This is a genomic window from Nocardia testacea NBRC 100365, assembly GCF_000308775.1.
GTDB classification, from domain to species: Bacteria; Actinomycetota; Actinomycetes; order Mycobacteriales; family Mycobacteriaceae; genus Nocardia; species Nocardia testacea.
Map to the genome: position 1 here is coordinate 1 of NZ_BAGJ01000147.1, position 21394 is coordinate 21394.

Genomic DNA, 21394 nt, shown 5'->3' on the forward strand with positions numbered 1-21394 from the left:
GGTGGCGCGCCGTATCCGCCGCTCGGCGTGGGCTCGCGGGCAGTGCGGCGGTCTCAGGCGACCCCGGATTCCAGCCGCTGCCGCACTGTGTCGAGACCGTCTCCGTACAGGTCGCCGGCCGCGACACCACGCGCCGAGGCGATCAGCAACAGCGACAGCAGTGGGCCCCGCACCTGCGGCCCCGACCCCGCGGTGAACTCCGCGTCGTCGGCCACCAGTGCGAGCCCGGCGACGAGTTCCTTACCCCCACCGAACCCGGCCGTGGTGCGTATCTGCAACCGCAGGGCGTCGGCGACGGCCTCGGCCGGGTACTCCCGGGTGATCCCCAGTGGCCGCCGGATGTCCTCACCGTGCACGATCATCTCGACCAGCCTGCTGTCGAGCGGGGCGGGCGGGGTCACCGTCCGGTCGAGCGCCGCGCGCAACCGGTCCAAAGTCTGGGCGGGTGTGGCCGCCCGCTCCCGTTCGACACCGTTCTCGGTGAACCGGTCGAAATCGAAACGGGCCCGGGCGAATTGCCGGACGAAACCGAGCCGGGAGGTTTTCGCGGTGGCCACGATATGCGCGAGCACATCGTGCACCGTCCAGCCGGAACACAACGAGGGCGTCGCCCACTGCTCGGCGGTGAGCCCTTCGAGATCCGTGATCAGCGCCAGCCTCTCGGACCGGACCGTCGGCCACACGTCTTGCACGATTCCTCCAGATCGGCTCGGACCCCCGGCCGGGGTGACGAACCGCACACTACGGAACGGCACCGACACATCGCCCGGCCCATCCGGCGGGTTCGAGCCGGAGACCGGGCAGCACGCTCGTTCGACCGGCGGCGATCAGTCGTGCGCCACACCCGACACCCGTGCCTCGTCCCAGAGCCGCCGCAGAATCGTCCCCGCCGGGTCCGGTGCCGCCTTACGGAACCCCGTCCCCGCCCACAGCGCCATATCGTCGGCGCCGTCCCGCTCGGCCGCTGCCGCCCGGATAGGGCTGGTGAGGTGGTGGATCTGCGGGTACGCGGCGGGCGCGGTGCCGTACTCGGCGATGAAACCGTTGGCCAGCCCCCGGGCGGGGCGGCCGGAGAACACGCGCGTCACGACGGTCCGGTCGAATCGCGGATCGGCGAGGGCGTCCTTGTGTGCGGCCTTCGCCCCGGATTCGGCGCTGCGCAGGAACGCCGTACCCAATTGCACCGCGACCGCCCCGTGCGCGAGCGCCTCCACGATCCGGGCCCCGTCGGAGATACCGCCCGCCGCGATCACCGGCAGCGGGCACCACGGGGTGATCTCGTCGAGCAGGTCGGGCAGCGATACCGTCCCGGGCTCGTCCTCGACCCGGAAGGTGCCCCGGTGGCCCCCGCCCTCGGGGCCCTGCAGGCAGAGCGCGTCGACGCCCGCTTCGACCGCGGCGCGAGCCTCGTCCGGACCGGTCACCGTCGCGACCACCGCGGACCCCGCCTCCTGTAGCCGCCGGATGACGTCCGCCGGCGGCAGACCGAAGGTCAGCGAGACCACCGGCACCCGCTCTTCGACGACCAGCTCCACCTTCTCGTCGAACCGGTCGTCGTCGGATTCCCGGACGGCGGGTACCTCGAGCCCGTACCGCCGCGCTGTCTCCCCCAGTCTCTCCCGGTACCGCTCCACCGCCGCGGCATCGTAGGAAGCGCGCTGCGGCACGAACAGGTTCACCCCGAACGCCGCGTCCGTGCTCGCCCGTACCTGCCGGATCTGCTCGCCCACCGCGCCGGGGGTTTTGTACCCGGCCGCGAGGAAACCCAGTCCACCCGCTTCCGCGACGCCCACCACGAGTTCCGGCGTCGACGGCCCACCTGCCATCGGCGCCGCCACGATCGGCACGGCGAGATCTCCGAATCCGAACACGATCCACCTCCACGGTCGATACCGAATCGAACGGTATCCAGCCTCCTCACCCGCCGGCCCCGGACGACGACCGGGTGGCCCCGCTGTTCCCTGCGTCACGGACGGGACCCCGGTCCGCCCGGCCGCCGATCACGGGGTCACGATCGGGAACGAGGGATCGAATTCGTCGAGTAACTTGCGGGCCTGCCGGTTCGCCAGGTCGTAGCGTGCGGCCGCGTCTTTGTTGATCCGCGCTGTCGTCACCGTCGCGGATTCGGGCTCGTAGCAGATACCGGCTCTTCCTCCCTGTGAACGGGGCCGTCCGGCTCGCAAGGTCAGGCCGTGCTCGGCGGCGCGGGATTCGCCCGGAACAGGTGAACCGTGGCAGCCGCGCGCCGCCGTGTGATCGAGGCATAATGCCCGGTGACCGTGGCGCATTCCCGTGACGGCGCGCCTCCCTTCCCGCAGGAGAAGAGAGTATGTCCGATTCGAGTACGTTCCTCGTCGAACGCGCGACCACGATCGCCGCGCCCGAGCCCCGGATCCGCGCGCTCATCGACGACTTCCACCACTGGCGCGATTGGTCGCCCTGGGAGGACGCCGATCCCGAGCTGCGGCGGACCTACTCCGGTCCGGGGTCGGGCCCGGGTGCCCGCTACGACTGGGAGGGGAACCGGAAGGCAGGCGCCGGGACGATGACGATCACCACCTCCGAGCCCGGGCGGGTCGGGATCGACCTCGCCTTCCGCAAACCGTTCGAGAGCCGGAACGAGGTGACCTTTCTGCTGGTGGCCGCGGGTGACACCACCACGGTGACCTGGCGGATGACCGGCCGCAAGAACCTGTTCTTCAAGCTGGTCGGCTTCCTGTTCCCCATGGACCGGTTCATCGGCCCGGACTTCGAAAAGGGGCTCGTGCGATTGAAGGGACGGGCCGAGGCCGGCAGCTGATACGGGCGGACTCGGCCTGCGGCACCGCCGAGGTCGGTGCCGCGGACAGCGCGATCGCGTGTCGGCATTTCGCGACCGAGCTGCCCGATCGGTGTGTGCGGCCGATTCCGGAACCGCCGGTCAGCCGGCGTCGGGCCGGGACGGGTCCGGCATGGAGAACCCCGTGACCCGTTCGGGTGTCACGCGGACGATGTACCGGCGGATGCTGTCGGGCTCCGGCGGCGGCTGCTCACCGAGATACTTCTGGGACAGCCGCTGCGGCAGCGACTTGTCCGGATCGTCGATCAGTTCGGCGGTGCCCTGGATGTCCACGGACCGGTAGGGGTTCGTGGCATCGGCAACGGTGAGCGCGATGCGCGGGTCCCGGGCGAGATTGCGCACCTTGCGGCGGGTGGTCGTCGAACTGAACAGGACGGCGTCGCCTTCGCGGTCCATCCAGACCACCGAGGTCTGCGGGCGGCCGTCCGATTCGATGGTCGCCACCGTGGCGAAATTCTTCCCGTCCAGCAGGCGGCGGGCCTCTGCGGGCAATTCGATGGTCATGTCGGTTCCTTCATGTCGTATCGGTGGAGATCGGTCTCGAAGTGGAATCGGGTCTTCGCGTCAGGCGGGACGGGCCGCCGCGTCCCGGGTGGCCGGCAGGATCACGGCGGCGGGCCGCAGCACCGTGACCGTCACCGCGAGTGCGGCCACCAGCAGCCCGGCGGCGACCGCGAAGGCCGTCCGGTAGCCGCCGGTCAGCGCCTCGGGATCGGCGGCACCCGCGGCCGTCAGCGCGCCGGTGCGGGAGGCGGCGAGGGTGGTCAGCACGGCGACGCCGAGCGCCATACCGAGCTGCTGGGTGGTGTTGAACAGCCCGGATATCAATCCCGCGTCGTCGGCCGCGGCGCCGGACATGCCGAGTGCGGTGAGCGCCGGGAGCACCAGCCCGAACCCGGCGATCAGCGCCATCACCGGCAGCAGGTCGGCCGGGTAGGACGCGTGCACCGGCACGCTCGCGAGCCGGACCATGGCGGCCAGCAGGAGCAGCAGCCCGGTGATCAGCACAGCGCGTTCACCGAAACGGAGGGTGAGGCGCGCCGAGACGAAGAGCGACACCCCGCCGATCGCCACGGCCGCCGGCAGCATGGCCAGCCCGGTCTCCAGCGCGGTGTAGCCGAGGACGCGCTGCAGGTACAGCGCGAGCAGGACCTGGAAGGCGAACATGGCCGATACCGTCAGCATCTGCACGAGATTGGCCCCGGAGACAGTGCGCGAACGGAAGATCCGCAGCGGAAGAAGCGGATCGGCGATCCGGGATTGCCGGATGACGAATGCGGCCAGCAGCGCCAGCGAAACGGCCGCGAGGGAGAGCGTGCGCGACGAGGCCCAGCCGTAACTCTCGATTCCGACCACGGTGTAGATCCCCAGCATCAGTCCGGCGGTGACCAGCACGGCGCCGATCAGATCCGCCCGGCGCACATCGCCGCCGGCCCGGTCCGCCGGTAGCACCGCGACCGCCAGGGCCACTGTGGCCAGGCCGATCGGCAGATTGATCAGGAAGATCCAGTGCCAGCCGAAGGCGTCGGTCAGCACCCCGCCCAATACCTGCCCGATCGCGGCGCCCGCGGCGCCGGTGAAAGCGAAGACGCCGAGGGCGACCTTGCGCTGCCGGATATCGGTGAACAGGGTGACCAGGATGCCGAGTGCCACGGCGGAGGCGAAGGCGCTGCCCACGCCCTGGAGGAAGCGGGCGCCGATCAGCAGTGCGGGCGTGGTCGCCGCACCCGCGATCAGCGAGGCGACGGTGAATACCGCGTTGCCGATCAGGAATACCCTCTTGCGGCCGAGTAGATCGCCGAGGCGGCCGCCCAGCAGCAGCAGTCCGCCGAAGGCGATCAGGTAGGCGTTGACCGTCCAACTCGATCCGGCGGCGCTGAATCCGAGGTCACGCTGGATCTCCGGGAGTGCCACCGTCACGATGCTGCCGTCCAGGACGGTCATCAGGGTGGCTGCCGACAGCACGGCGAGGGCGAGACGTGCGGGGGTGCTCATGGTGTTCTCCTGTCCGGAACCCGACAGGAGAGACTGTAATAGATAGTTTTGTTGCAGACAATCTATTAGGGATCTATTGGCGTGCGCGCCGTGCCGCCGATGGCGCCTCCACCGCCTCGGCGAGATAACCCTCGGTCAGATTGCGCAGCGCCCGCAGCAACCCCTCACGCTCCTCCACCGGCAGCGAGCCGAGCGCCGCGCTGTGCACGCCGTCGACGATCCGCTGACTGCGCTCGGCGACTTTCCGGCCCTTGTCGGTGACGGCGATGATGCGGGCCCGGCGGTCCGCTGCGGAAGGCCGCCGTTCGGCGAGCCCGGCCCGCTCCAGCGCATCGACGGTGACCACCATCGTGGTCTTGTCCATATCCCCGATCGCGGCGAGTTGCGCCTGGGTCCGCTCCTCCTCCAAGGCGTGGACGAGCACGCAGTGCATCCGGGCGGTGAGCCCGATCTCCGCCAGCGCCGCCGCCATCCGGGTGCGCAGGACGTGACTGGTGCGGTCGAGCAGGAACGACAGGTCCGGTTCGGCGCGGACGGGAGCCATTGCGGTCATACACCAATGGTAGTTCCGTTGCGGATCTTCTACTGCGAACAATGCTGCATGCGCGGGCGACTCCGGGTGCCGGCCTGCCCTAGAATTGCCGTACAACTCGACGCACCGATCAGTTCTTCTTGCGATGCGCACCCGGGTTTCGTGGTGCGCCGGCGAGTGTGTCCGCCCGCGCGGCGGCCGCACACCGAAAACTCCGATCCGAGGCGGCGCTCATGCCAGACGTCGACTATTGCGTGGTAGGTGGGGGATTTGCCGGACTGACCGCGGCCCGGCGACTGAAACAGGCGGGCCGCACGGTGGTCGTACTGGAAGCCCGCGACCGGCTCGGCGGACGCACGTTCACCGAGAACCGGACCGACGGATCGTGGATCGATCGCGGCGGCGCCTGGATCGGCCCCGGCCAGGAGCGGATCCGCGCCCTGATGCGGGACTACGGGGTGGCGAGCTACAAGCAGTACACCGACGGGGAAGCGATGATGCTCGTCGAGGGCAAGCAGTATCGCTACACCGGGACGATCCCGTGGTCGATGAGCCCGTGGGTGGCGATGAACCTCGGCGCCGCCCTGCTCGACCTGGGTCATCTGTGCAAGTCGATACCGCTCGACGCGCCGTGGACCGCCGAGCAGGCCGACCGCTGGGATCGCATAACCCTGGCGCATTGGCTGAACACCCATGTTGTTTCCAAGGCCGCCCACGAACTGCTCGAAACCGCGATCGCCGGTGCCTACACATCCGCCGCGTCCGAGGTATCGCTGCTGTTCGCCCTGTACCAGATGGCGTCCGGAGGCGGACCCGGTTTCGTCCTCGGCATCGAGGACGGCGCCCAGGATTCCCGGCCGGTGGGCGGCATGGGTGCCATCTACTGCCCGATGGCGGCCGAACTCGGCGATTCGGTGCTACTCGCCCGGCCGGTCCGCCGCATCCGGCAGGACGCCGACGGCGTCACGGTGTTCTCCGGCAAGACAACGGTGCGCGCCCGTCGGGTGATCGTGGCGGTGCCGCTGGCGATCGCGAGCCAGATCCGCTACGAACCGATACTGCCGGTCGACCGGTCGCTGCTGCATCAGCGGATGCCGAGCGGCGCCATCATCAAGATCTCGCTCGTCTACGACGAACCGTTCTGGCGGGCGGACGGGTTGTCGGGACAGTCGGCGGCACCGGGGTCACCGGCCACCATCACCATCGACGCCTGCACCGACACCGGCCGGCCGGGTGTGCTGTGCGTCATCGTGGAGGGGCCCATCGCCCGGCAGATCGGCCGGCTCGATCCCGCCGAGCGGCGCCGCACGATCCTCGACGCCCTCGCCGAACGCTTCGGCGAGAAGGCCCGCACCCCGGCCGATTTCATCGAGCAGGATTGGAGCGCCGAACGCTACTCCGGTGGCGGGATGCTCAGCCACGCTCCGACCGGCGTCCTCACCCAGTTCGGTCCCGCCCTGCGCGCGCCGTGCGGACGCATCCACTGGGCCGGAACCGAGAGTTCCGCGGTGATGTGCGGATGGGTCGACGGAGCCGTGCGGTCGGGCGAGCGAGCGGCGGCCGAAGTACTGGAACACGAGACGGTGACCGCGGCCGGCGCGCCCGGTCCGCGGTCCACCGAAAGGTGACTCTTCCGCGCCACCCGTGAACCCGGGTCGGTGGGCGAACGCGCCGGTGGAAGCCGCCGCTCAGAACCGATCGCTGTGCTCACGCAGCCAGTCGGCGAAGGTGCGCGCGGGCCGGCCGAGAATCCGGTCCAGGGTGCCGTCCGGTATCCGCGCCTCCGGCGGCGGGTCGGCGTGCCAGCCCACCACATACTCGGCGTCGGCCCGCGAGACGCCGTCGCGCAGCAACCTTTCGATGGCCCGTTCGCGACCGATCTGCTCGAAGGCGATATCGCGGCCGAGCACACCGGCCAGCATCGCCACCCGCGCTCCGGTGGTCAGCGCTTCGGGTCCGTTGAGGTTGTACGCACGACCCGCGTGCCCGTCCTCGGTATGCGCGATCGCGGCGACGGCACCGAGGTCGCCCTCGTGGACCACCGCGCTCGGCAGATCGAACGGTTCCCGCACCACCCCCTCCTCGCGCACGGATTCCGCCCAGGTGAGTGCGTTGGCCATGAACTCCTGCGGTTCCAGCCGCGTCCACGCGACCCCGGACCGCTCCACGGCCGATTCGGCCGGGCCCACGTACCCACCCCAGAGGATGGTGATCCGCTCGACACCGGCGGAGACCGCGCGCCGGACCAGTTCGGGCCCGGTCTCGGCCACCCCGGCCGTCACGGTGATGTGCAGGCCGGTGACGCCCGCCAACGCCGCGTCCAACGTCGCGGGCTCGGTGTGCGTACCCGATACCAGTTCCGCGTCGGCGGGCAGCAGCGTCGCGGCCCGTCGCGGGTCACGGGTCAATGCCCGCACCTTCCTACCCCTGCGCAGCAACTCCGACACCACGTGCCTGCCGGTGTTTCCGGTTGCGCCTGTCACCAATACCGTCACGTCGACTCCTTTCCGGAGCGAACGCTATGACCTCAACAAAAGTTGAGGTCAAGTCGCGACGGATCCGGCTACGAAAGGCGCACACCGGAATTACCGCCCATGGGCACCGGACGCCGCACACCGCGGCGCGGCAGGCTTCATACTCGGACGTAGAATCGGTCACTCCGGCGGTCGAGGAGAGAGAGTGCAGACCAGTACTGTTCTCGCGGACCTCCTGCGGAAGCAGGTGCTGCCCGAGGTCGCCCGGCCGGTCGCCGATGCGGCGGACTGCGCGGCGACGGGAATGCGCAGAGTAGGCGACAACCTCAACCGAGGAGTGGCGGCGCGCAGTGTGCAGGCCGACGCGGAGGGTGCCCGCCACGTGCGGCATACGAGCACCGACGACCCTTCCTCGGCCGATGCCGGCCTGGACGACGCGAACGCGGTGATCGAGCGGCGGTCGGCCGAACTGGGATTGCGTTCGGCAGGGGAACGCGCGCTGGAATCGAGCCTGCTCATCGACGCACCCCTGCACCGAATGGCTCTGATCCGCGACCAACCACACCCGGAACTGTTGTTCGGCGACGGTGAATGGGCCGGCTACCTGGACGCCCGCGCGTTCGCCCGGCGGCACGGCTCCCGGGAGCTGTCCATGCCGTTCCTGACCGAACTCCACCAGCGACTGGCACGCTTCTGCCCCAACGAGTCCGGCGGACTCTTCGCCGATCGCGAGCGGTGGGGCACCCAGAGCCGGCGGCTCACCGATGAGGAGATCGCGCAGGTCGAGGCGAACCCCTACCTGGACTACCTGGAACCTGGCACCGGCGGTTTCCTGCTCGACGGCGGCTTGAAATATCGCGTCTCGACACCGGAAGCCGCGCGGACGGAACTCGAATCGCTGTGCGCCTGGTACAACGGCGTCCGTGCCCGGCCCGATTTCGACCCCTACGCCCTCGCGGCCGAACTCCAGCAGCGCGCCGTATCCATCCACCCCTGGCAGGACTACAACGGCCGGTTCTCCCGTCTGCTGATGAACTGGTCGCTCGAATGCGACGGCCTCTCCCCGGCGGCGCTGCACGATTTCGACAAGGACGTCTTCTCCACCACACCGGATTGGACGGACGCGGTACGGACCGGCAGCGCAGACTTCGCGGAACGAGCACATAGGCTTTCGTCTCGCGCGGGCGAGATGGACCCGGTCGAACTGTTCGACCTGGCCGGAGACTACGAACGCTACCGCGCACTCGGCCGGTCCACGGCGCCGTTCGACTGCGGCGACTACCAGGACATCGAGGGCTGCCGCAGGCAACTCGACCAGTTGCGGGCGACGCCCCGGGATTCCTAGGGAGGGCGTCACGCCGAACCCGCCGAGCTCCGCGGCGCGCACGGCCACCACTACCGGCTACACCTCGTACCCGTATTCGGCCGAGACCCGCAGCCGGGCGACCTCCGCGGCCAGGGCCGCGCGCAGTTCCTCATGCTGCCGCCCGAGCGCGGTCGCGGGGTCGCGCCAGCGGTCGTCCGGATAGACCCACACCGGCTTGCCGACGATCTCCCCCGGTTCCCAGTCGTAGCGCGGCCAGATATGAGCGTGCAGGAAATGGTGTGTATTGCCGAGAATTTCGACATTGGTGCGCCGGTACCGCGGGTCGCGCGCGGCACACACCGCTTCGACCGCGGTGGCGACGAGATCGACATCGGCCAAGAACCTCACCCGCTCGCCCCGGGGGAGGTCGGTGAGCCGGTCGACACCCGGCGATTTGGTCAGGGCGAGCGAGTAACCGGGCAGGAACTGCACATCGCCGATCACCGCGAACGCCGAACCGAGCTCGGCGAAGACGGTCGGATTCCGGCCCTCGATCGCGGACCGCACGCGATCGCCCCTCCAGTCGCTCATCCGGCAAACCTACCCACAGCGCCCGGGATCGGAGCCGTTGTACCGAGCCGGGCTTCGGCCACGACGGCAAAGCCGGCTCGGCACCGCCGCCACCGGGCCCCTCCGGATTCGTCCGGACTCCGGACCGCGACCACGACGCCTCCGCCCGGCCGGTCCCGTAGCGCTCGGCGGCTTCCTGCCGGCCGAAGCCGAGCCGCCACATCGATGTTCAGCGCGGAGGCGCCCGGCGTGGTAGAGCTCAGGACTTGCGACCGACCGCGGCGTAGCCGGGCACCTTCGCATCCATCGACTTCGCCGGCTCGATGGGCGGGCGCCACCGGTGGATGGGCACCACGCCGGGTTCCAGGATCTCCATCCCGTCGAAGAACTGGGCGATCTCCGCTCGGTTGCGCGGATGGCAATACATACCGCGCTCCTCGTATACCTTCACCGTCGCCGCGATCCCCTTTGGATCGAAGTCGGCGGTCAGGTGGGTCAGCGCCAGATACGAACCCGGAGCCAGCTCGGCCATGAGGGTTTCGGTGATCTCGTAGGCCCCGGGCACGAAGTTCAGCAGGGCGATCAGCGACAGCGCGATCGGCTCGTCGAAATCCAGGGTGCGGCGCGCGGCGGCCAGGATCTCCTCCGGCCGGGTCGCGTCGGCCTGAATGTAATCGGTGCGCCCCTCCGGGGTGCCGACCATCAGGGCGCGGGCGTGGGCGAGCACGATCGGATCATTGTCCACATAGACGACGCGCGATTTCGGCGCCTCCTCCTGGGCCACCTGGTGCAGGTTCGGCTCGGTCGGGATTCCCGTCCCGATATCGAGGAACTGGGTCACCCCGGCCTCCCGGGCGAAATACCGGGTCGCCCGGTGGATGAAACCCCGGTTCGCCTGTGCGGCCAGCCGCACATCGGGCAATGCCTGCAACACCTTCTCCGCGGCCTCCGCATCGGCCGGGTAGTGGTCTTTGCCACCGAGGTAGTAGTCGTACATTCGAGCGATATGCGGCTCGTGCGTGTTCAGGCCGGACCGATCCATATCGGTCAAGATACAAGACAGTCAATGGTTTTCGTATCCGAAACCAATGGTCATCGGCCCCCTCTTCGACCTGAACGGCCGCGGTCTCGCCGACCCGATACGAGTACCGCGGACGGAGCCTTCCGCAATTCCGCCTCGGCGCCCCGCCCGGCCCGAAACGCGGAATCGGTGCGAGGCCGAGTGACCGGAGCGTGGACGATGAGCGCACCCGAACCGGTGACTCCGCGCATCTGCCAGGATGACCGCATGAGAACCATGGCTCGCCCCGGCAGCACGATCTCCGCCGGGGCTCTGGTTCTACTGACCGCCCTGTATTTCGCCCAGGGACTGCCCTACGGGTTCTTCACCCAGGCGCTGCCTGTGGTGCTGCGCGAATCCGGGTTCTCGCTGATCGAGATCAGCGCCACCGGCGTCCTGTTCGCGCCGTGGGCCCTGAAATTCCTGTGGGCGCCCTATGTAGATCACTACGGCACCCGCCGGCAGTGGCTGCTGACCCTGCAACTCACCGCGGCGGCGGTGACACTCGGACTCGCCTGCCTGGACCTGTCGGCATCGCTGCGCTGGCTGCTGTTGGGCATCGCCGTGGTCAACGCGGTATCGGCGACCCAGGACGTCGCCACCGACGGGCTCGCCGTCCAGCTCCTCGGCCCTCGGCAACGCGGACTGGGCAACGGTATCCAGGTCGGCGCGTACCGGATCGGCATGATCGTCGGCGGCGGCGCGCTGCTGTGGCTCTTCGCGTTCGCCGGATGGCGCGTCCTGTTCGCCGCGATGTCGATTCTGCTGCTGCTCACGGCGATTCCGGTGTGGTGGTCACCGCGTACCACGATCCGCAGTAGCTCGGAGAAGGCACCGTCGAGCCCGGCCGGGCTGACGATCGGATGGTGGCGGCGGCTGCGCCGGCCCGGCATGCTCGCGTTCATCCTGCTCATCGGGGGCTTCAAATTCGGCGACTCGATGGGCTCGGCGATGGTCGGCCCGTTCATGTCCGACACCGGACTCACCCTCGGGCAGATAGCCCTGGTCAAAGGGGTCCTGTCCTCGGCGGGCGCGCTCGCGGGCGCGGGCCTGGGCGGCTGGCTGTGCTACCGGCACGGGCGGCGGCGCGCGCTGCTCATCGGAGGTGTCACCCAGACCCTCGCCCTGGCCTTGTACCTGATCGCCGCGCTGGGGATCGGCGGCTTCGAGTTGCTCGTCACCGCGAGCCTGGCCGAACACATCCTCGGCGGCGCCGCGACCGTGGCGGTGTTCACCCTCATGATGGACGCGGCCGACCCCGACCACGCCGGCAGTGACTACACGCTGCTGGCCTGCGCGATCGTGGTGGTGCAGGGTATCGCGGGGTTCGCCGCGGGCACTGTCGGCGAACTGCTCGGGTATCCGGCGCTGTTCGGCTCGAGCCTGGTGCTGTCGGGAATGGGCTGCGTGGCACTGATCGTCGCGACGGATCGGGGCGCGGGCCCGGCGGGGGTGCACACGGTGTGGGCGGCGCCCGGCCCAGCGACGCGTCGCTCCGCAGAGTGATCCGGACGGTTTCAGTCCGGTGTCAGCACACCGGCGACGGCCCGGCGCAGCAGCGGTTCGAACAGCTCCGCCGGGCGCGCGTCGCGGTCCGGGGCGGCGAGCGCGGCGGCCAGATACGGATGTCGACCCTCCTCCGCGATCTTGTGCACGTAGGCCACCTGGGCGTTACGGCGCGATTCGTTCGCTGTCCCCTCATCGGACTCGGCACGAGCGAATTGCTGGGCGAGTGCGTTCAGCACCGCGACGGTCTGCAGTTTCACCGGCCCGGGCGCGTCGACGGCCGCCATGGCCCGGAGCGCGTATTCGAGATAGTCGATGCCGCGCGGGCCGAGGCGTAACGGCTCGACCGGGATATCGGCCAGCCAGGGGTACCTTATGTAGACATCCTTCGCCCGGACGCCCAACGCGGTGAGGTCGTCGATCGCCACACCGGTGAGCGGTACCTCCAGGTCGATCTCACCGGCGGCGGCGTCGGCCATGAGGTCGAGCACATCATCACGACCGGACACGTAGCGGTACAGCGCCGACTGGCTCACCCCGAGCCGCTGGGCGATCCGGCGGGTGGAGACGGCGGCGAGCCCACCCTGGTCGGCGAGTTCTATCGCGGCGGCGGCGAGTTCGGCCCGGCTGTGCGCGGGCGCCGGACCGCGTCTGCCGTCGGATCGTTCCCAGACGGTCGGTTCGGTCTTACCGGACCGTGTCACTCGCCGCACCTCTCTTCTCACCGGTGTCTGCCGGGCCCTATTCTAAACTGAGTTCACTGAACGCTATTTACGGAGGTGCCCGATGACAGCAGCACACGAAGCCTGGGAGCCACGACGCTGGGCGCACAACGGGGCGGTGCGCCTCGCCTTCGACCGATACCTGCCGGAACGAGGTGGCGATCCGCTGCTCATCGCCACCGGCCTGGGCGCCAACCGGCACTGGCTCCCCGACGGGTTCTGCGAACAACTGACCGAACACGGTTTCGCCGTGGCGCGATACGACCAGCGCGACGGCGGCGAATCGACCCATCTGCCGCCGACGGCCGTGCGGAACCCGATCGAAGCACTGCTCACCCGGCGCGGCGCGGCCTACACCGCCGAGGATATGGCCGACGACGCGGTAGCGGTGCTCGACGAATTGGGCTGGCGCTCGGCACATATGCTCGGAGTCTCGCTCGGCGGCGCGGTCGTGCAGCGGGTCGCTCTCCGGCACCCCGACCGGGTGCGAACGCTCACCTCCGCCGATGCCGTCCCCGGCGATGTCACCGGACTACGCACGCTCCGCTACATCCGGTTGCGCACACTCGCGCAGTTCGCCCGGGTGAAATTCCCCGACACCCGGGCGGGCGCGATCGAGGCAGGCGTCAGAGTGGCGAAACTGCTCACCTCACCGCGCCATGAATTCGACGAAGTCGCCGTGCGAGCACGCCTGGAGGCCGATCCGGACAGTGGAATCCACGACGCGGAGGCCCAGAGCCGGCAGATCGGGGCGCAGTGGAGCGGCCCCGCGATCACCGAGATCACCCGGCCCACCTTGGTCGTGCACGGCGAAGACGACCCGCTGATCAAACTCGGCGCCGCGCGTGCCATCGCATCGCGTATTCCCGGTTCCCGCCTACTCCTGCTGCCCGAAATGGGCCATGAACTGCCCGAACACGTGTGGAAACCGCTCGCCGCCGCGATCCGCGAGCTCGCGGACCGACACCCCCGATGAACCCGGCCGAACCGTGGCCGCGCGGCGGCGCACCGACCGGCGCCGGCACGCGGAGCACAACCATCGCACGCCTGCCCCGCCGTTTCCACCCCGGCCCCGAGCCGGGCGGGAGAGGAGGAAAGGCCCACGGTGCGTTGGCGGCAGGACGGCTCGGCGGTGCGTTATCGTCGGCTCCCCGATGGACATACCGACGGCCCGACAGACAGTGCGCCCCGGCGTTCGGTACCGACCCGAAGTGCGGTAACAGGGAGTGACCATGGACATTACCCAGCTGATCCTCGACGACCACCACGAGCAGCGGCGGCTGTTCGCGATACTGGAGGAGATCGATCGCCGGGAAACCGCTGTCCTCTCCGCCGTCTGGGCAAGACTGGCGGCCTTCCTCGAGCTGCACGCACAGGCGGAGGAGGAGATCTTCTATCCCGCGCTGCTCCAGGTGGGTGTCGCGGCCCGGCGCGCGGCCGGAGTGGAGGCCGAGACCATCGACGCCGTCCACGACCACAACGAGATCCGGGACGCGGTCGCCGAAGTGGCACGTCACCGGGTCGGTACCGACGACTGGTACGCGGCTGTCGCGGCGGCCAACACCGCCAACAGCGATCACATGGCCGAGGAAGAACGTGAGGGCCTGACCGATTTCCGCCGTCTCGCGGGATTGTCGCATCGCCATCGACTGGCCGTCGCCTTCGCCGCGTACGAGGCACGCAACTACGCCGGCGTCCGGCCCGTCGACAAGGATCCCGTCGGCTACGTCCGCGCCGCGGAAAAAGAGCTGCGGACCACCCCGAGTGGGTCCCTGAGTGTCGGCACCCTGAAGCGGCCTCGACCCGGTACCACCGACTAGCGCGAGACTTCCAGCGGCGAATAGTCCTCGACAGTCATGGAGTTGTGGACGCGGGCGCTCTCGGTGGTGAAGCGGAGGAAGGCCCGACCGGCCGGCGCGGGTAGGACCGAGAGCAGGCGGGCGCCCTGGACCAGGCCCCACACCCCCCGGCGGGAAGTGGGGACCAGGGTTTTCGCCGCGCTCAGCCCGACCGCACGGCTGCCGCGTACGTGCCCGGCCATCGCACGTTCGTAGGCGGGGAAGGCGCGCTGCGGGTCGCCGCCCGCCCGCGCCAGTTCTCCGGCCAGCACATACGCCCCGACGACGGCCAGGCTGGTGCTGCCACCGACGGCAGGCCCGGGACAGTAGCCCGCGTCGCCGACGAGCGTCACCCTTCCCCGCGACCAGGTGTCCATCCGGACCTGGGCGATCGAGTCGAAGTAGAAGGCCGGGCTGCGGTCGAGCGCATCGAGCCAGCCCTGCACTTCGGGGTCCACGCCGCCGAACGCGCTGCGCAACAGATCTTTCTGCCGCTGCACATCGCGGTGGTGGTACGAGAGTGCGCGTTCACTCCGGAACAGGAACAGGGCTCGCGCGCCACCGAGGTGCCGTGCGCGATACATTCCGGCGGTGCGGCCGACACCGACGTGCATGCGTAGTTCGCCGTCGACGCCGTAGGTTTCGGGCAGGTCGATCACCGCGAGATAGGCCCCGATGAAGGCGCTGAAACGGGTTTCGTCACCGAAGACCAGCCGGCGCACGGTGGAGTGCAACCCGTCCGCCCCGACGATCAGGTCGAAACGGCGGGGCGCCGCCCTCTCGAACAGCACTTCCCCATCCGGCGAGATCGCGGTGACCGAATCCCCGAACAGGTACTCCACCTCGTCACACGCGGCCGCGTAATAGATTTCGCTCAGTTCGTCGCGCATGATCTCGGCGTGCCGATCGGAGGCGGCACCGAAGATCTTGGACAGGTCCACCCGAGCCGGTCGCCGCTGCCCCTCGGGGAAGACGACCATCCGATCCGTCCCGGTGGCCCGCTCGTCGATACGCGGAAGAACGCCCATCTTCTCCGAGATGTCCATCGCGGGCCGGAACAGATCGACGGCGTGGCCACCGGTTTTGCGCGGCGCCGGCGCGCGCTCGACGACCGTGACGGAAAAGCCGTATCGGGTGAGCCAGTACGCGAGCACCGGCCCGGCGACGCCGGCGCCGGCGATGAGAATTCGCATTCGTATGCCTCACGTTCCTCGGTGCCCGGAGCAGGTATCCCGAGCTGTCGAATACTCTGCGGGGCGGGCACTGGCGCTGTCTTGAAGAAATGTCCGCGGCGCACCACGCCGCGCGCGGTACGACCGGCTACCGACGCCTATATTCCGATCGGCCTGCGGCTGCCTCAACGAGCCGCTTCGCGGGCGCCCTCGGAAATGCCGGCAGCTTGCCAGGCTGCCTCGATCATCGGGAAGATCTCGTCCAAGGCGGCCTCCGGATCGGCCGACGCCCGCGCCAGTGACCAGGCGTCGATCACGAATCGCGCGATCGACCGGCACGCGGTGTTCGTAACGGGCACGTCGAGATCGGCAGCGATGGCCGCGGCCAGCGACTCGGCGTGACGAAGTCGCATCGACTCCTCGAACTGCCGCAATGCCGGTGATCCGTCGATCATCCGCCAGACCGGTGCCGCGTCTTCCCCTGAGCAGTGCCGGACCAGGGCCTGCACTTCCACGCGCAACGCGGGAACGAGCGCCGCACGCGAGCTCCGGCCGGCCACCGCCTGCACGAGGCGCCGCTCGAAATCTTCGTCCTGCTCGAAGACCAAGGCCTCTTTCGACGCGAAATGGGCGAACAGCGTGGTGACGGCAACATCGGCCGCGGCGGCCACTTCCCGGATACCGACCGCGTCGTACCCGCGTTCCAGGAAAAGCCGCAGGGCGGTGTCGGCGATCTTCTGGCGGGTCGCGGCCTTCTTACGCTCGCGACGGCCGGACGGCACGGTCACGGAGCAGACCGTATCACCAAAACACTAACCGTTGCAAAACACTAACCGTTAGCGTTATGGTCCGGCGCATGAGGAAAGTGAGCTTCGCCGAGTTCGGCGGTCCGGACGTGCTGCGTCTGGTGGACGCCGCGGAACCCCACGCGGGTCCCGGCCGTATCCGCATCGCCGTGCGGGCGGCGGGCGTGAACCCGGTCGACTGGCGTATCCGGGAAGGCCAGTTCCAGCGGACCCGGCCGATCGAATTGCCGGCCGGAATCGGCCACGACGCCGCCGGAGTCGTGGACGAGATCGGCCGCGGCGTCGCAGGAATCGCGATCGGCGACCGCGTATTCGGCGCGGGTGACGACACCTACGCCGAATTCGCCGTCTTGTCGGCCTGGGCCCCGATACCCGGCGGACTGACGTTCGAAGAAGCCGCCGGATATCCCTCGGTGGTGGAAACCGCGCTGCGGATCCTCGACCAGGTCGGTGCGCAGTCCGGGCAGACATTGCTGGTGAGCGGCGCATCCGGCGGAGTCGGGTCGGCGGTGCTTCAGATCGCTCACGACCGCGGCATCACAGTGATCGGCACCGCGGGTGCCGCGAACCAGGACTATCTACGCAGCCTGGGCGCCGTGGCCACGACATACGGCGACGGCTGGGTCGATCGGGTGCGTCGGCTCGGCCACATCGACGCGGCCCTCGATCTGGCCGGATCCGGTGTGATCCGTGAGCTCGTGGAACTGACCGGGGATCCGCGAAAAGTCGTGACCATCGCCGATCTCGGCGCGCCGGAACTCGGTGTCCGATTCTCCGGTGTGGCCGGGAGCATGACGGAAGCGCTCACCGCGACCACCGACCTCATCTCACGAGGAAAGCTCCGCATCCCGGTCGAGCGGTCCTACCCGCTCGCCGACGCCGCGCGAGCGCATGCCGACAGCCGGGCCGGTCATACCCGCGGGCGCCGGGTAGTGCTCATCTGAGCCGCGGCCCGGCACCGATCGACCGAAATTTCCCGGGGCGGCAGTGAACGTTACGAATGGTTCGAGTAACGAGCGCGATCTTTGGGCGATGTGTTCATACAACATCAAACCAGGAGGTTCCAATGCTCTCTGCGAAGCGTCTCGCTGCCGGCGCCGTCGTCGCCGGTGCCACCGCGGCCACTGTCCTCGCCGGTGGTGGCGTAGCTCAGGCCGACGTACCGGTATGGCAGGCCAACTGTCACGTCTACAACGTCTTCAACACCGGTGGAATGGCCAATTGTGAGCTGCCGACCTGGCATCAGGTGAAGCTCACCTGCGTGGCGTGGCCGGTTCCGTTCACCTACTGGAAGTACGGCCCGGTGCAGTACGGGCAGAACCAGTCCTGGGCCAGCTGCGACTCGTTCAACGCTTTGACGCGCATCGAGGTCATCCAGGCGTAGACCGTATTCGGCACCTGCGCTACCGAATACGTCGACTCCGTCACCGGACGCTTCGGACCTACGACTGATTCCCATCGCGTCTCCCGATGGGAATCAGAGGGGTGCGCACAGCGGCGAGTTCCACCCACTCCGCGAACCGGATCGTCGGCCGCGGCCCGAAACGGATTCACCGGGCACACGTTCGCCGCATACCCTCGTATCGACCCGTCGGCCTTTTCCTCCATCGAGATATGCGCTCGCACACCAACCTGCTGGGAATCCCGCAGCCGGTCATCGAACAACTGCGCGAGGACCACGCGATCGAACTGGGTGCGCAGGTCCGGCGCGGTTGTGCGGTCACCGGTTTCGAGCAGGTCGGCGAGGGCCTAACCGTCGTTCTGGCCGGCGATGAGCGCCCCAGACGGCTACGTCGCCTGGATCGGCGAACACCGGCAGAACCTGAACCACCACCTCTCCCGCTGGTTCGGCGAACCCACCGACAGATATCGCCCGCACAATTCTCACCGAGGTTCCGGTGCCATCGCAGCCCGTCCGCTTGCATATCGCGTCGTCGGCGGCCCCAAGCGATCCAGAAGTGGCGGGCAGATCGTGGGCATCATCTGGACTGCACCGATTAATCCTGGGTGGATCCGTCGTCGATACCTCCGGATACACCGACAGCGGCGGGTCGGGGCAGGCAGCAACGGATCCGGACAGTGATCCGGCAGGGTGAGCGGGAGGCACAGTGAGCGGTACCAGGGTGTTGGTGGCGGGGGCGAGTATCGCGGGGCCCGCGCTGGCCCACTGGTTGCGTCGGCGCGGTGCCGAGGTGACCGTGGTGGAGCGGGCTCCCGCGCTGCGTCCGGGTGGGCAGGCGGTGGATGCGCGCGGGGTGACCAAGGAGGTCATCCGGCGGATGGGACTGGACCCTGCGGTGCGCGCGGCCTGCACCCAGACCATCGGTGCGCATACCGTGGATGTGGACGGCAATGTACTGGAGACCTTCCGCGTGGACGACGATGGCGGCGACGGATTCATCGCGGAGATCGAGATCCTGCGCGGTGACTTGTCGCAGGTGCTCTACGACGACACCCGCGACGGTGTCGAGTATCTCTTCGGCGACCGCATCGCCGAGCTCGGCCAGGACACGGACGGGGTCGACGTGACTTTCGCGGGTGGTGATCGGCGGCGTTTCGAGCTGGTGGTCGGGGCCGACGGCCTGCATTCGGCGCTGCGAGCGATGGTTTTCGGGCCGCACCAGCAGTTCGTCCACCACCTCGGGCACGTGCTGGCCTTTTACAGCGTGCCCAACGAGTTCGGGCTGGACAAGTGGCTGATCGAGTACCAGGAGTCCGGGCGCTCGGCCGGCCTTCGGCCCATCCAGGACGCCACCCGGGCGATGGCCATGTTCTCCTTCCCCGCGGCCGACCTCGTCGTCGACCACCGTGACGTCGCGGCCCAGAAGCGCCTGCTGCGCGAGCGGATGGCCGGTCTGGGCTGGTTGACCCCGGCCATCCTCGCGCATCTGGACGACACCCCCGACTTCTACCTCGACCAGGTCGCCCAGGTGGTGATGGACCGGTGGTCGAGCGGACGGGTGGGGTTGCTCGGGGACGCGGCGTTCAGCTCGTCGCCGATGTCCGGGCAGGGCACCGGGCTTGCCCTGGTGGGCGCGTACGTGCTGGCCGGTGAGCTGGCCGCTGCCAGGTGGGACCCGGCGGCCGGGTTCGCCGCCTACGAGCGGCGGATGCGCTCGTTCGTCGAGGCCAACCAGGAGATCGCCCGATTGAACGCCCGCAGCCGCGACGTCCCCGGGCCGGATGCCGAGCCGGTCCCCGATTTCACCGGAGAGTGGTTCGCCGAACTGGTCGAGCGCGCGATCAACGGCGTCGAACTGCCCGGCTACGCGGGGGTGCCGGATTCCGGACCGTTGATCACCACACGCGGCTGATCCTCAGCCTGATGTCGGGCGAGACGATGCCCCGGTTGCTGCGCGAACTTCGCGCACTCGGCCGCCCGGACTCGATCTCCCCGAACGGCCGGAGGCCGGGGCGGCTCAGATCCGGTGACCCGGAATAGGGCACAGCGCCAACCCACCGTCGAGAACCCGCCGATCGCGGCGGGCCGTGCCCCGGTCCCGGTCGGCGCCGGTATCGCCGCGCCGGTCGACCGGAACCGGAGTGACCGGACCAGGGGCGGCTCGTACCCGGGTCGATCAGTGGTTTTCACCGGAGGCCGCACGAAGCATCCTCGTCGCCGCGGCCCGCACCAGGTCGCGGAGTTCGTCCGGGCAATCGATCACCACTTCGCAGTCCAATGCCGCGAGGACGGAAGGGATCCATTCGAGGCTCTCGGCATGGATCTCGGCGCGATACCAGTGCGGGCCGGAATCGCCCGCGATGTCCACCCCATGGCCCAGACGCTCGAGCCGGGCGACGCTGGGCGGCAGATGTGCGCGGATGCCGGTTTCGGTCGCTCGTATACGAAGCACGACCCGCCAGCGATAGTCCGCGTCGGCGAAGTGCTCGACGAGCCGGTTCGCCGCATCGATTCGCCGGGGCGTGTGGAAGGTTTCCGGGATCAGGCGGGCGGCACGAATCCGGTCGACACGGAACGTGCGCTCCTCCCGCTTGTCCGAGTCGAGCGCCACCAGATACCACCGCCCCGTATGGGCCACCAAGCCGTACGGATGGACTCTGCGCCGCGACGGGGCCCCCTCGCCATTGCGATAGCGCAGGTCGACGACACGTCGAAGGTTCACCGCCTCGGCCAGGGCGAGCATCACGGCCGGGTCGGGGTCCACGACCCCGTACTGTGTGCCGCCCGTCATCGTCTCGAGCACGGCATCGATCCGCTTCGCGTCATCGGGCCGCATCGCTCGTTTGATCTTGGACAATGCAGTCTGCATCGCGATCTCCGGCTCACCCGGCATCACTCGCGCATGCGCGAGTCCGAGAAAGACCGCCACCACTTCCGCACTGCTGAACATGATCGGGAGCGCGCGGCGGCCGGGCGCGAGCCGGTAGCCGCCATACCTGCCCCGCACGGACTCGACCTGGACCCCCGACCCGCTCAGTCGCGCTATGTCCCGGCGAACCGTCCGTTCATCGACACCGAGGCGTTCGGCCAGCTCCGCAACGCTGCGCATAGGCGCGGACTGCAGCAACTCCAGCAGCTGCAATGCCCGCACGGTCGGATCGGCCATGACGTC

At 69.2% G+C, this 21394-nt stretch carries 21 protein-coding genes; 9 read left to right on the forward strand and 12 right to left on the reverse strand.

Translation table 11 applies throughout. From position 1 onward, the window contains the following. Positions 1–53 precede the first annotated feature (53 nt). Positions 54–692 (reverse strand): maleylpyruvate isomerase family mycothiol-dependent enzyme, encoded by a 639-nt coding sequence (locus tag ON38_RS20285; protein ID WP_039826481.1) that lies wholly within the window; start codon positions 690–692, stop codon positions 54–56. Positions 693–827: 135 nt separating this feature from the next. Continuing rightward, entirely contained in the window at positions 828–1871 is a 1044-nt protein-coding gene (locus tag ON38_RS20290; protein WP_039826482.1) for an NAD(P)H-dependent flavin oxidoreductase, read from the reverse strand. Positions 1872–2329: 458 nt separating this feature from the next. Between ON38_RS20290 and ON38_RS20295 the strand changes: the two genes are divergently transcribed. Beyond that, entirely contained in the window at positions 2330–2800 is a 471-nt protein-coding gene (locus ON38_RS20295) for an SRPBCC family protein (protein ID WP_039826484.1), read from the forward strand. Positions 2801–2920: 120 nt separating this feature from the next. On the opposite strand, the gene ON38_RS20300 is transcribed toward ON38_RS20295, so the two are convergent. The 3 genes from ON38_RS20300 to ON38_RS20310 form a co-directional block, all read right to left on the reverse strand. Next, positions 2921–3343: a PPOX class F420-dependent oxidoreductase gene (locus ON38_RS20300; protein ID WP_039826485.1), complete on the reverse strand. Its 423-nt coding sequence runs from the start codon at positions 3341–3343 to the stop codon at positions 2921–2923. Positions 3344–3403: 60 nt separating this feature from the next. Then, on the reverse strand, positions 3404–4834 hold the full coding sequence (locus ON38_RS20305; RefSeq protein WP_039826486.1) for a DHA2 family efflux MFS transporter permease subunit: 1431 nt from the start codon (positions 4832–4834) through the stop codon (positions 3404–3406). A gap of 73 nt (positions 4835–4907) precedes the next feature. After that, on the reverse strand, positions 4908–5387 hold the full coding sequence (locus tag ON38_RS20310; protein WP_039826487.1) for a MarR family winged helix-turn-helix transcriptional regulator: 480 nt from the start codon (positions 5385–5387) through the stop codon (positions 4908–4910). A gap of 212 nt (positions 5388–5599) precedes the next feature. On the opposite strand from ON38_RS20310, the gene ON38_RS20315 reads away from it, so the two are divergent. Continuing rightward, positions 5600–6994 carry a flavin monoamine oxidase family protein gene (locus ON38_RS20315; protein ID WP_039826488.1) on the forward strand — a complete coding sequence of 465 codons (1395 nt, stop codon included), beginning with the start codon at positions 5600–5602 and terminating at the stop codon, positions 6992–6994. A gap of 60 nt (positions 6995–7054) precedes the next feature. On the opposite strand, the gene ON38_RS20320 is transcribed toward ON38_RS20315, so the two are convergent. Further along, a complete protein-coding gene (locus ON38_RS20320) occupies positions 7055–7861 on the reverse strand; it encodes an NmrA family NAD(P)-binding protein (RefSeq protein WP_039826489.1) in 807 nt (268 codons plus the stop codon). A gap of 184 nt (positions 7862–8045) precedes the next feature. Here ON38_RS20320 and ON38_RS34250 point away from each other — a divergent pair, with 184 nt between their 5' ends. Beyond that, on the forward strand, positions 8046–9185 hold the full coding sequence (locus ON38_RS34250) for a Fic family protein (RefSeq protein WP_051165003.1): 1140 nt from the start codon (positions 8046–8048) through the stop codon (positions 9183–9185). Between the two features lie 57 nt (positions 9186–9242). Here ON38_RS34250 and ON38_RS20330 read toward each other — a convergent pair whose 3' ends face one another. Further along, the gene (locus tag ON38_RS20330; protein WP_039826490.1) at positions 9243–9737 is read right to left on the reverse strand and encodes an HIT family protein; all 495 of its coding nucleotides are present in this window, start codon (positions 9735–9737) and stop codon (positions 9243–9245) included. 238 nt (positions 9738–9975) lie between these two features. After that, entirely contained in the window at positions 9976–10758 is a 783-nt protein-coding gene (locus ON38_RS20335) for an SAM-dependent methyltransferase (RefSeq protein WP_039826515.1), read from the reverse strand. A gap of 246 nt (positions 10759–11004) precedes the next feature. Between ON38_RS20335 and ON38_RS20340 the strand changes: the two genes are divergently transcribed. Beyond that, complete coding sequence (locus tag ON38_RS20340; protein ID WP_039826517.1) at positions 11005–12282, forward strand: MFS transporter; 1278 nt, start codon at positions 11005–11007, stop codon at positions 12280–12282. Between the two features lie 11 nt (positions 12283–12293). Here the strand turns inward: ON38_RS20340 and ON38_RS20345 are convergent, their stop codons facing one another. Then, positions 12294–12986, reverse strand: a complete 693-nt coding sequence (locus tag ON38_RS20345) for a TetR/AcrR family transcriptional regulator (protein ID WP_039826491.1) — start codon at positions 12984–12986, stop codon at positions 12294–12296. A gap of 82 nt (positions 12987–13068) precedes the next feature. On the opposite strand from ON38_RS20345, the gene ON38_RS20350 reads away from it, so the two are divergent. Then, complete coding sequence (locus ON38_RS20350; RefSeq protein WP_039826492.1) at positions 13069–13980, forward strand: alpha/beta fold hydrolase; 912 nt, start codon at positions 13069–13071, stop codon at positions 13978–13980. 256 nt (positions 13981–14236) lie between these two features. After that, positions 14237–14824: a hemerythrin domain-containing protein gene (locus tag ON38_RS20355; RefSeq protein WP_039826518.1), complete on the forward strand. Its 588-nt coding sequence runs from the start codon at positions 14237–14239 to the stop codon at positions 14822–14824. On the opposite strand, the gene ON38_RS20360 is transcribed toward ON38_RS20355, so the two are convergent. Together ON38_RS20360 and ON38_RS20365 are read right to left on the reverse strand one after the other, a co-directional pair. Further along, positions 14821–16035, reverse strand: coding sequence for an FAD-dependent oxidoreductase (locus ON38_RS20360; protein ID WP_039826493.1), 1215 nt, complete (start codon positions 16033–16035; stop codon positions 14821–14823). The genes ON38_RS20355 and ON38_RS20360 overlap by 4 nt on opposite strands. 164 nt (positions 16036–16199) lie before the next feature. Continuing rightward, entirely contained in the window at positions 16200–16802 is a 603-nt protein-coding gene (locus ON38_RS20365; RefSeq protein ID WP_039826495.1) for a TetR/AcrR family transcriptional regulator, read from the reverse strand. A 68-nt stretch (positions 16803–16870) separates the two neighbouring features. Between ON38_RS20365 and ON38_RS20370 the strand changes: the two genes are divergently transcribed. The 3 genes from ON38_RS20370 to ON38_RS20380 all read left to right on the forward strand — a co-directional run bounded on the left by ON38_RS20370 (position 16871) and on the right by ON38_RS20380 (position 20134). After that, positions 16871–17764 (forward strand): NADP-dependent oxidoreductase, encoded by an 894-nt coding sequence (locus ON38_RS20370; protein WP_039826519.1) that lies wholly within the window; start codon positions 16871–16873, stop codon positions 17762–17764. 122 nt (positions 17765–17886) lie between these two features. Continuing rightward, a complete protein-coding gene (locus tag ON38_RS20375; RefSeq protein WP_039826496.1) occupies positions 17887–18204 on the forward strand; it encodes a hypothetical protein in 318 nt (105 codons plus the stop codon). A gap of 724 nt (positions 18205–18928) precedes the next feature. Further along, a complete protein-coding gene (locus tag ON38_RS20380) occupies positions 18929–20134 on the forward strand; it encodes an FAD-dependent monooxygenase (RefSeq protein WP_039826497.1) in 1206 nt (401 codons plus the stop codon). 264 nt (positions 20135–20398) lie between these two features. Here ON38_RS20380 and ON38_RS20385 read toward each other — a convergent pair whose 3' ends face one another. After that, positions 20399–21364, reverse strand: a complete 966-nt coding sequence (locus ON38_RS20385; protein ID WP_218000807.1) for a helix-turn-helix transcriptional regulator — start codon at positions 21362–21364, stop codon at positions 20399–20401. Positions 21365–21394: the final 30 nt, after the last annotated feature.

Bases quoted from the DNA above. Each gene is read 5' to 3' on its own strand.
- ON38_RS20375 (WP_039826496.1), top strand. From the start codon at position 17,887: ATGCTCTCTGCGAAGCGTCTCGCTGCCGGCGCCGTCGTCGCCGGTGCC.
- ON38_RS20355 (WP_039826518.1), top strand. From the start codon at position 14,237: ATGGACATTACCCAGCTGATCCTCGACGACCACCACGAGCAGCGGCGG.
- ON38_RS20330 (WP_039826490.1), bottom strand. From the start codon at position 9,737: ATGAGCGACTGGAGGGGCGATCGCGTGCGGTCCGCGATCGAGGGCCGG.
- ON38_RS20335 (WP_039826515.1), bottom strand. From the start codon at position 10,758: ATGGATCGGTCCGGCCTGAACACGCACGAGCCGCATATCGCTCGAATG.
- ON38_RS20340 (WP_039826517.1), top strand. From the start codon at position 11,005: ATGAGAACCATGGCTCGCCCCGGCAGCACGATCTCCGCCGGGGCTCTG.
- ON38_RS20300 (WP_039826485.1), bottom strand. From the start codon at position 3,343: ATGACCATCGAATTGCCCGCAGAGGCCCGCCGCCTGCTGGACGGGAAG.
- ON38_RS20370 (WP_039826519.1), top strand. From the start codon at position 16,871: ATGAGGAAAGTGAGCTTCGCCGAGTTCGGCGGTCCGGACGTGCTGCGT.
- ON38_RS20315 (WP_039826488.1), top strand. From the start codon at position 5,600: ATGCCAGACGTCGACTATTGCGTGGTAGGTGGGGGATTTGCCGGACTG.
- ON38_RS20310 (WP_039826487.1), bottom strand. From the start codon at position 5,387: ATGACCGCAATGGCTCCCGTCCGCGCCGAACCGGACCTGTCGTTCCTG.
- ON38_RS20305 (WP_039826486.1), bottom strand. From the start codon at position 4,834: ATGAGCACCCCCGCACGTCTCGCCCTCGCCGTGCTGTCGGCAGCCACC.
- ON38_RS20350 (WP_039826492.1), top strand. From the start codon at position 13,069: ATGACAGCAGCACACGAAGCCTGGGAGCCACGACGCTGGGCGCACAAC.
- ON38_RS20360 (WP_039826493.1), bottom strand. From the start codon at position 16,035: ATGCGAATTCTCATCGCCGGCGCCGGCGTCGCCGGGCCGGTGCTCGCG.
- ON38_RS20295 (WP_039826484.1), top strand. From the start codon at position 2,330: ATGTCCGATTCGAGTACGTTCCTCGTCGAACGCGCGACCACGATCGCC.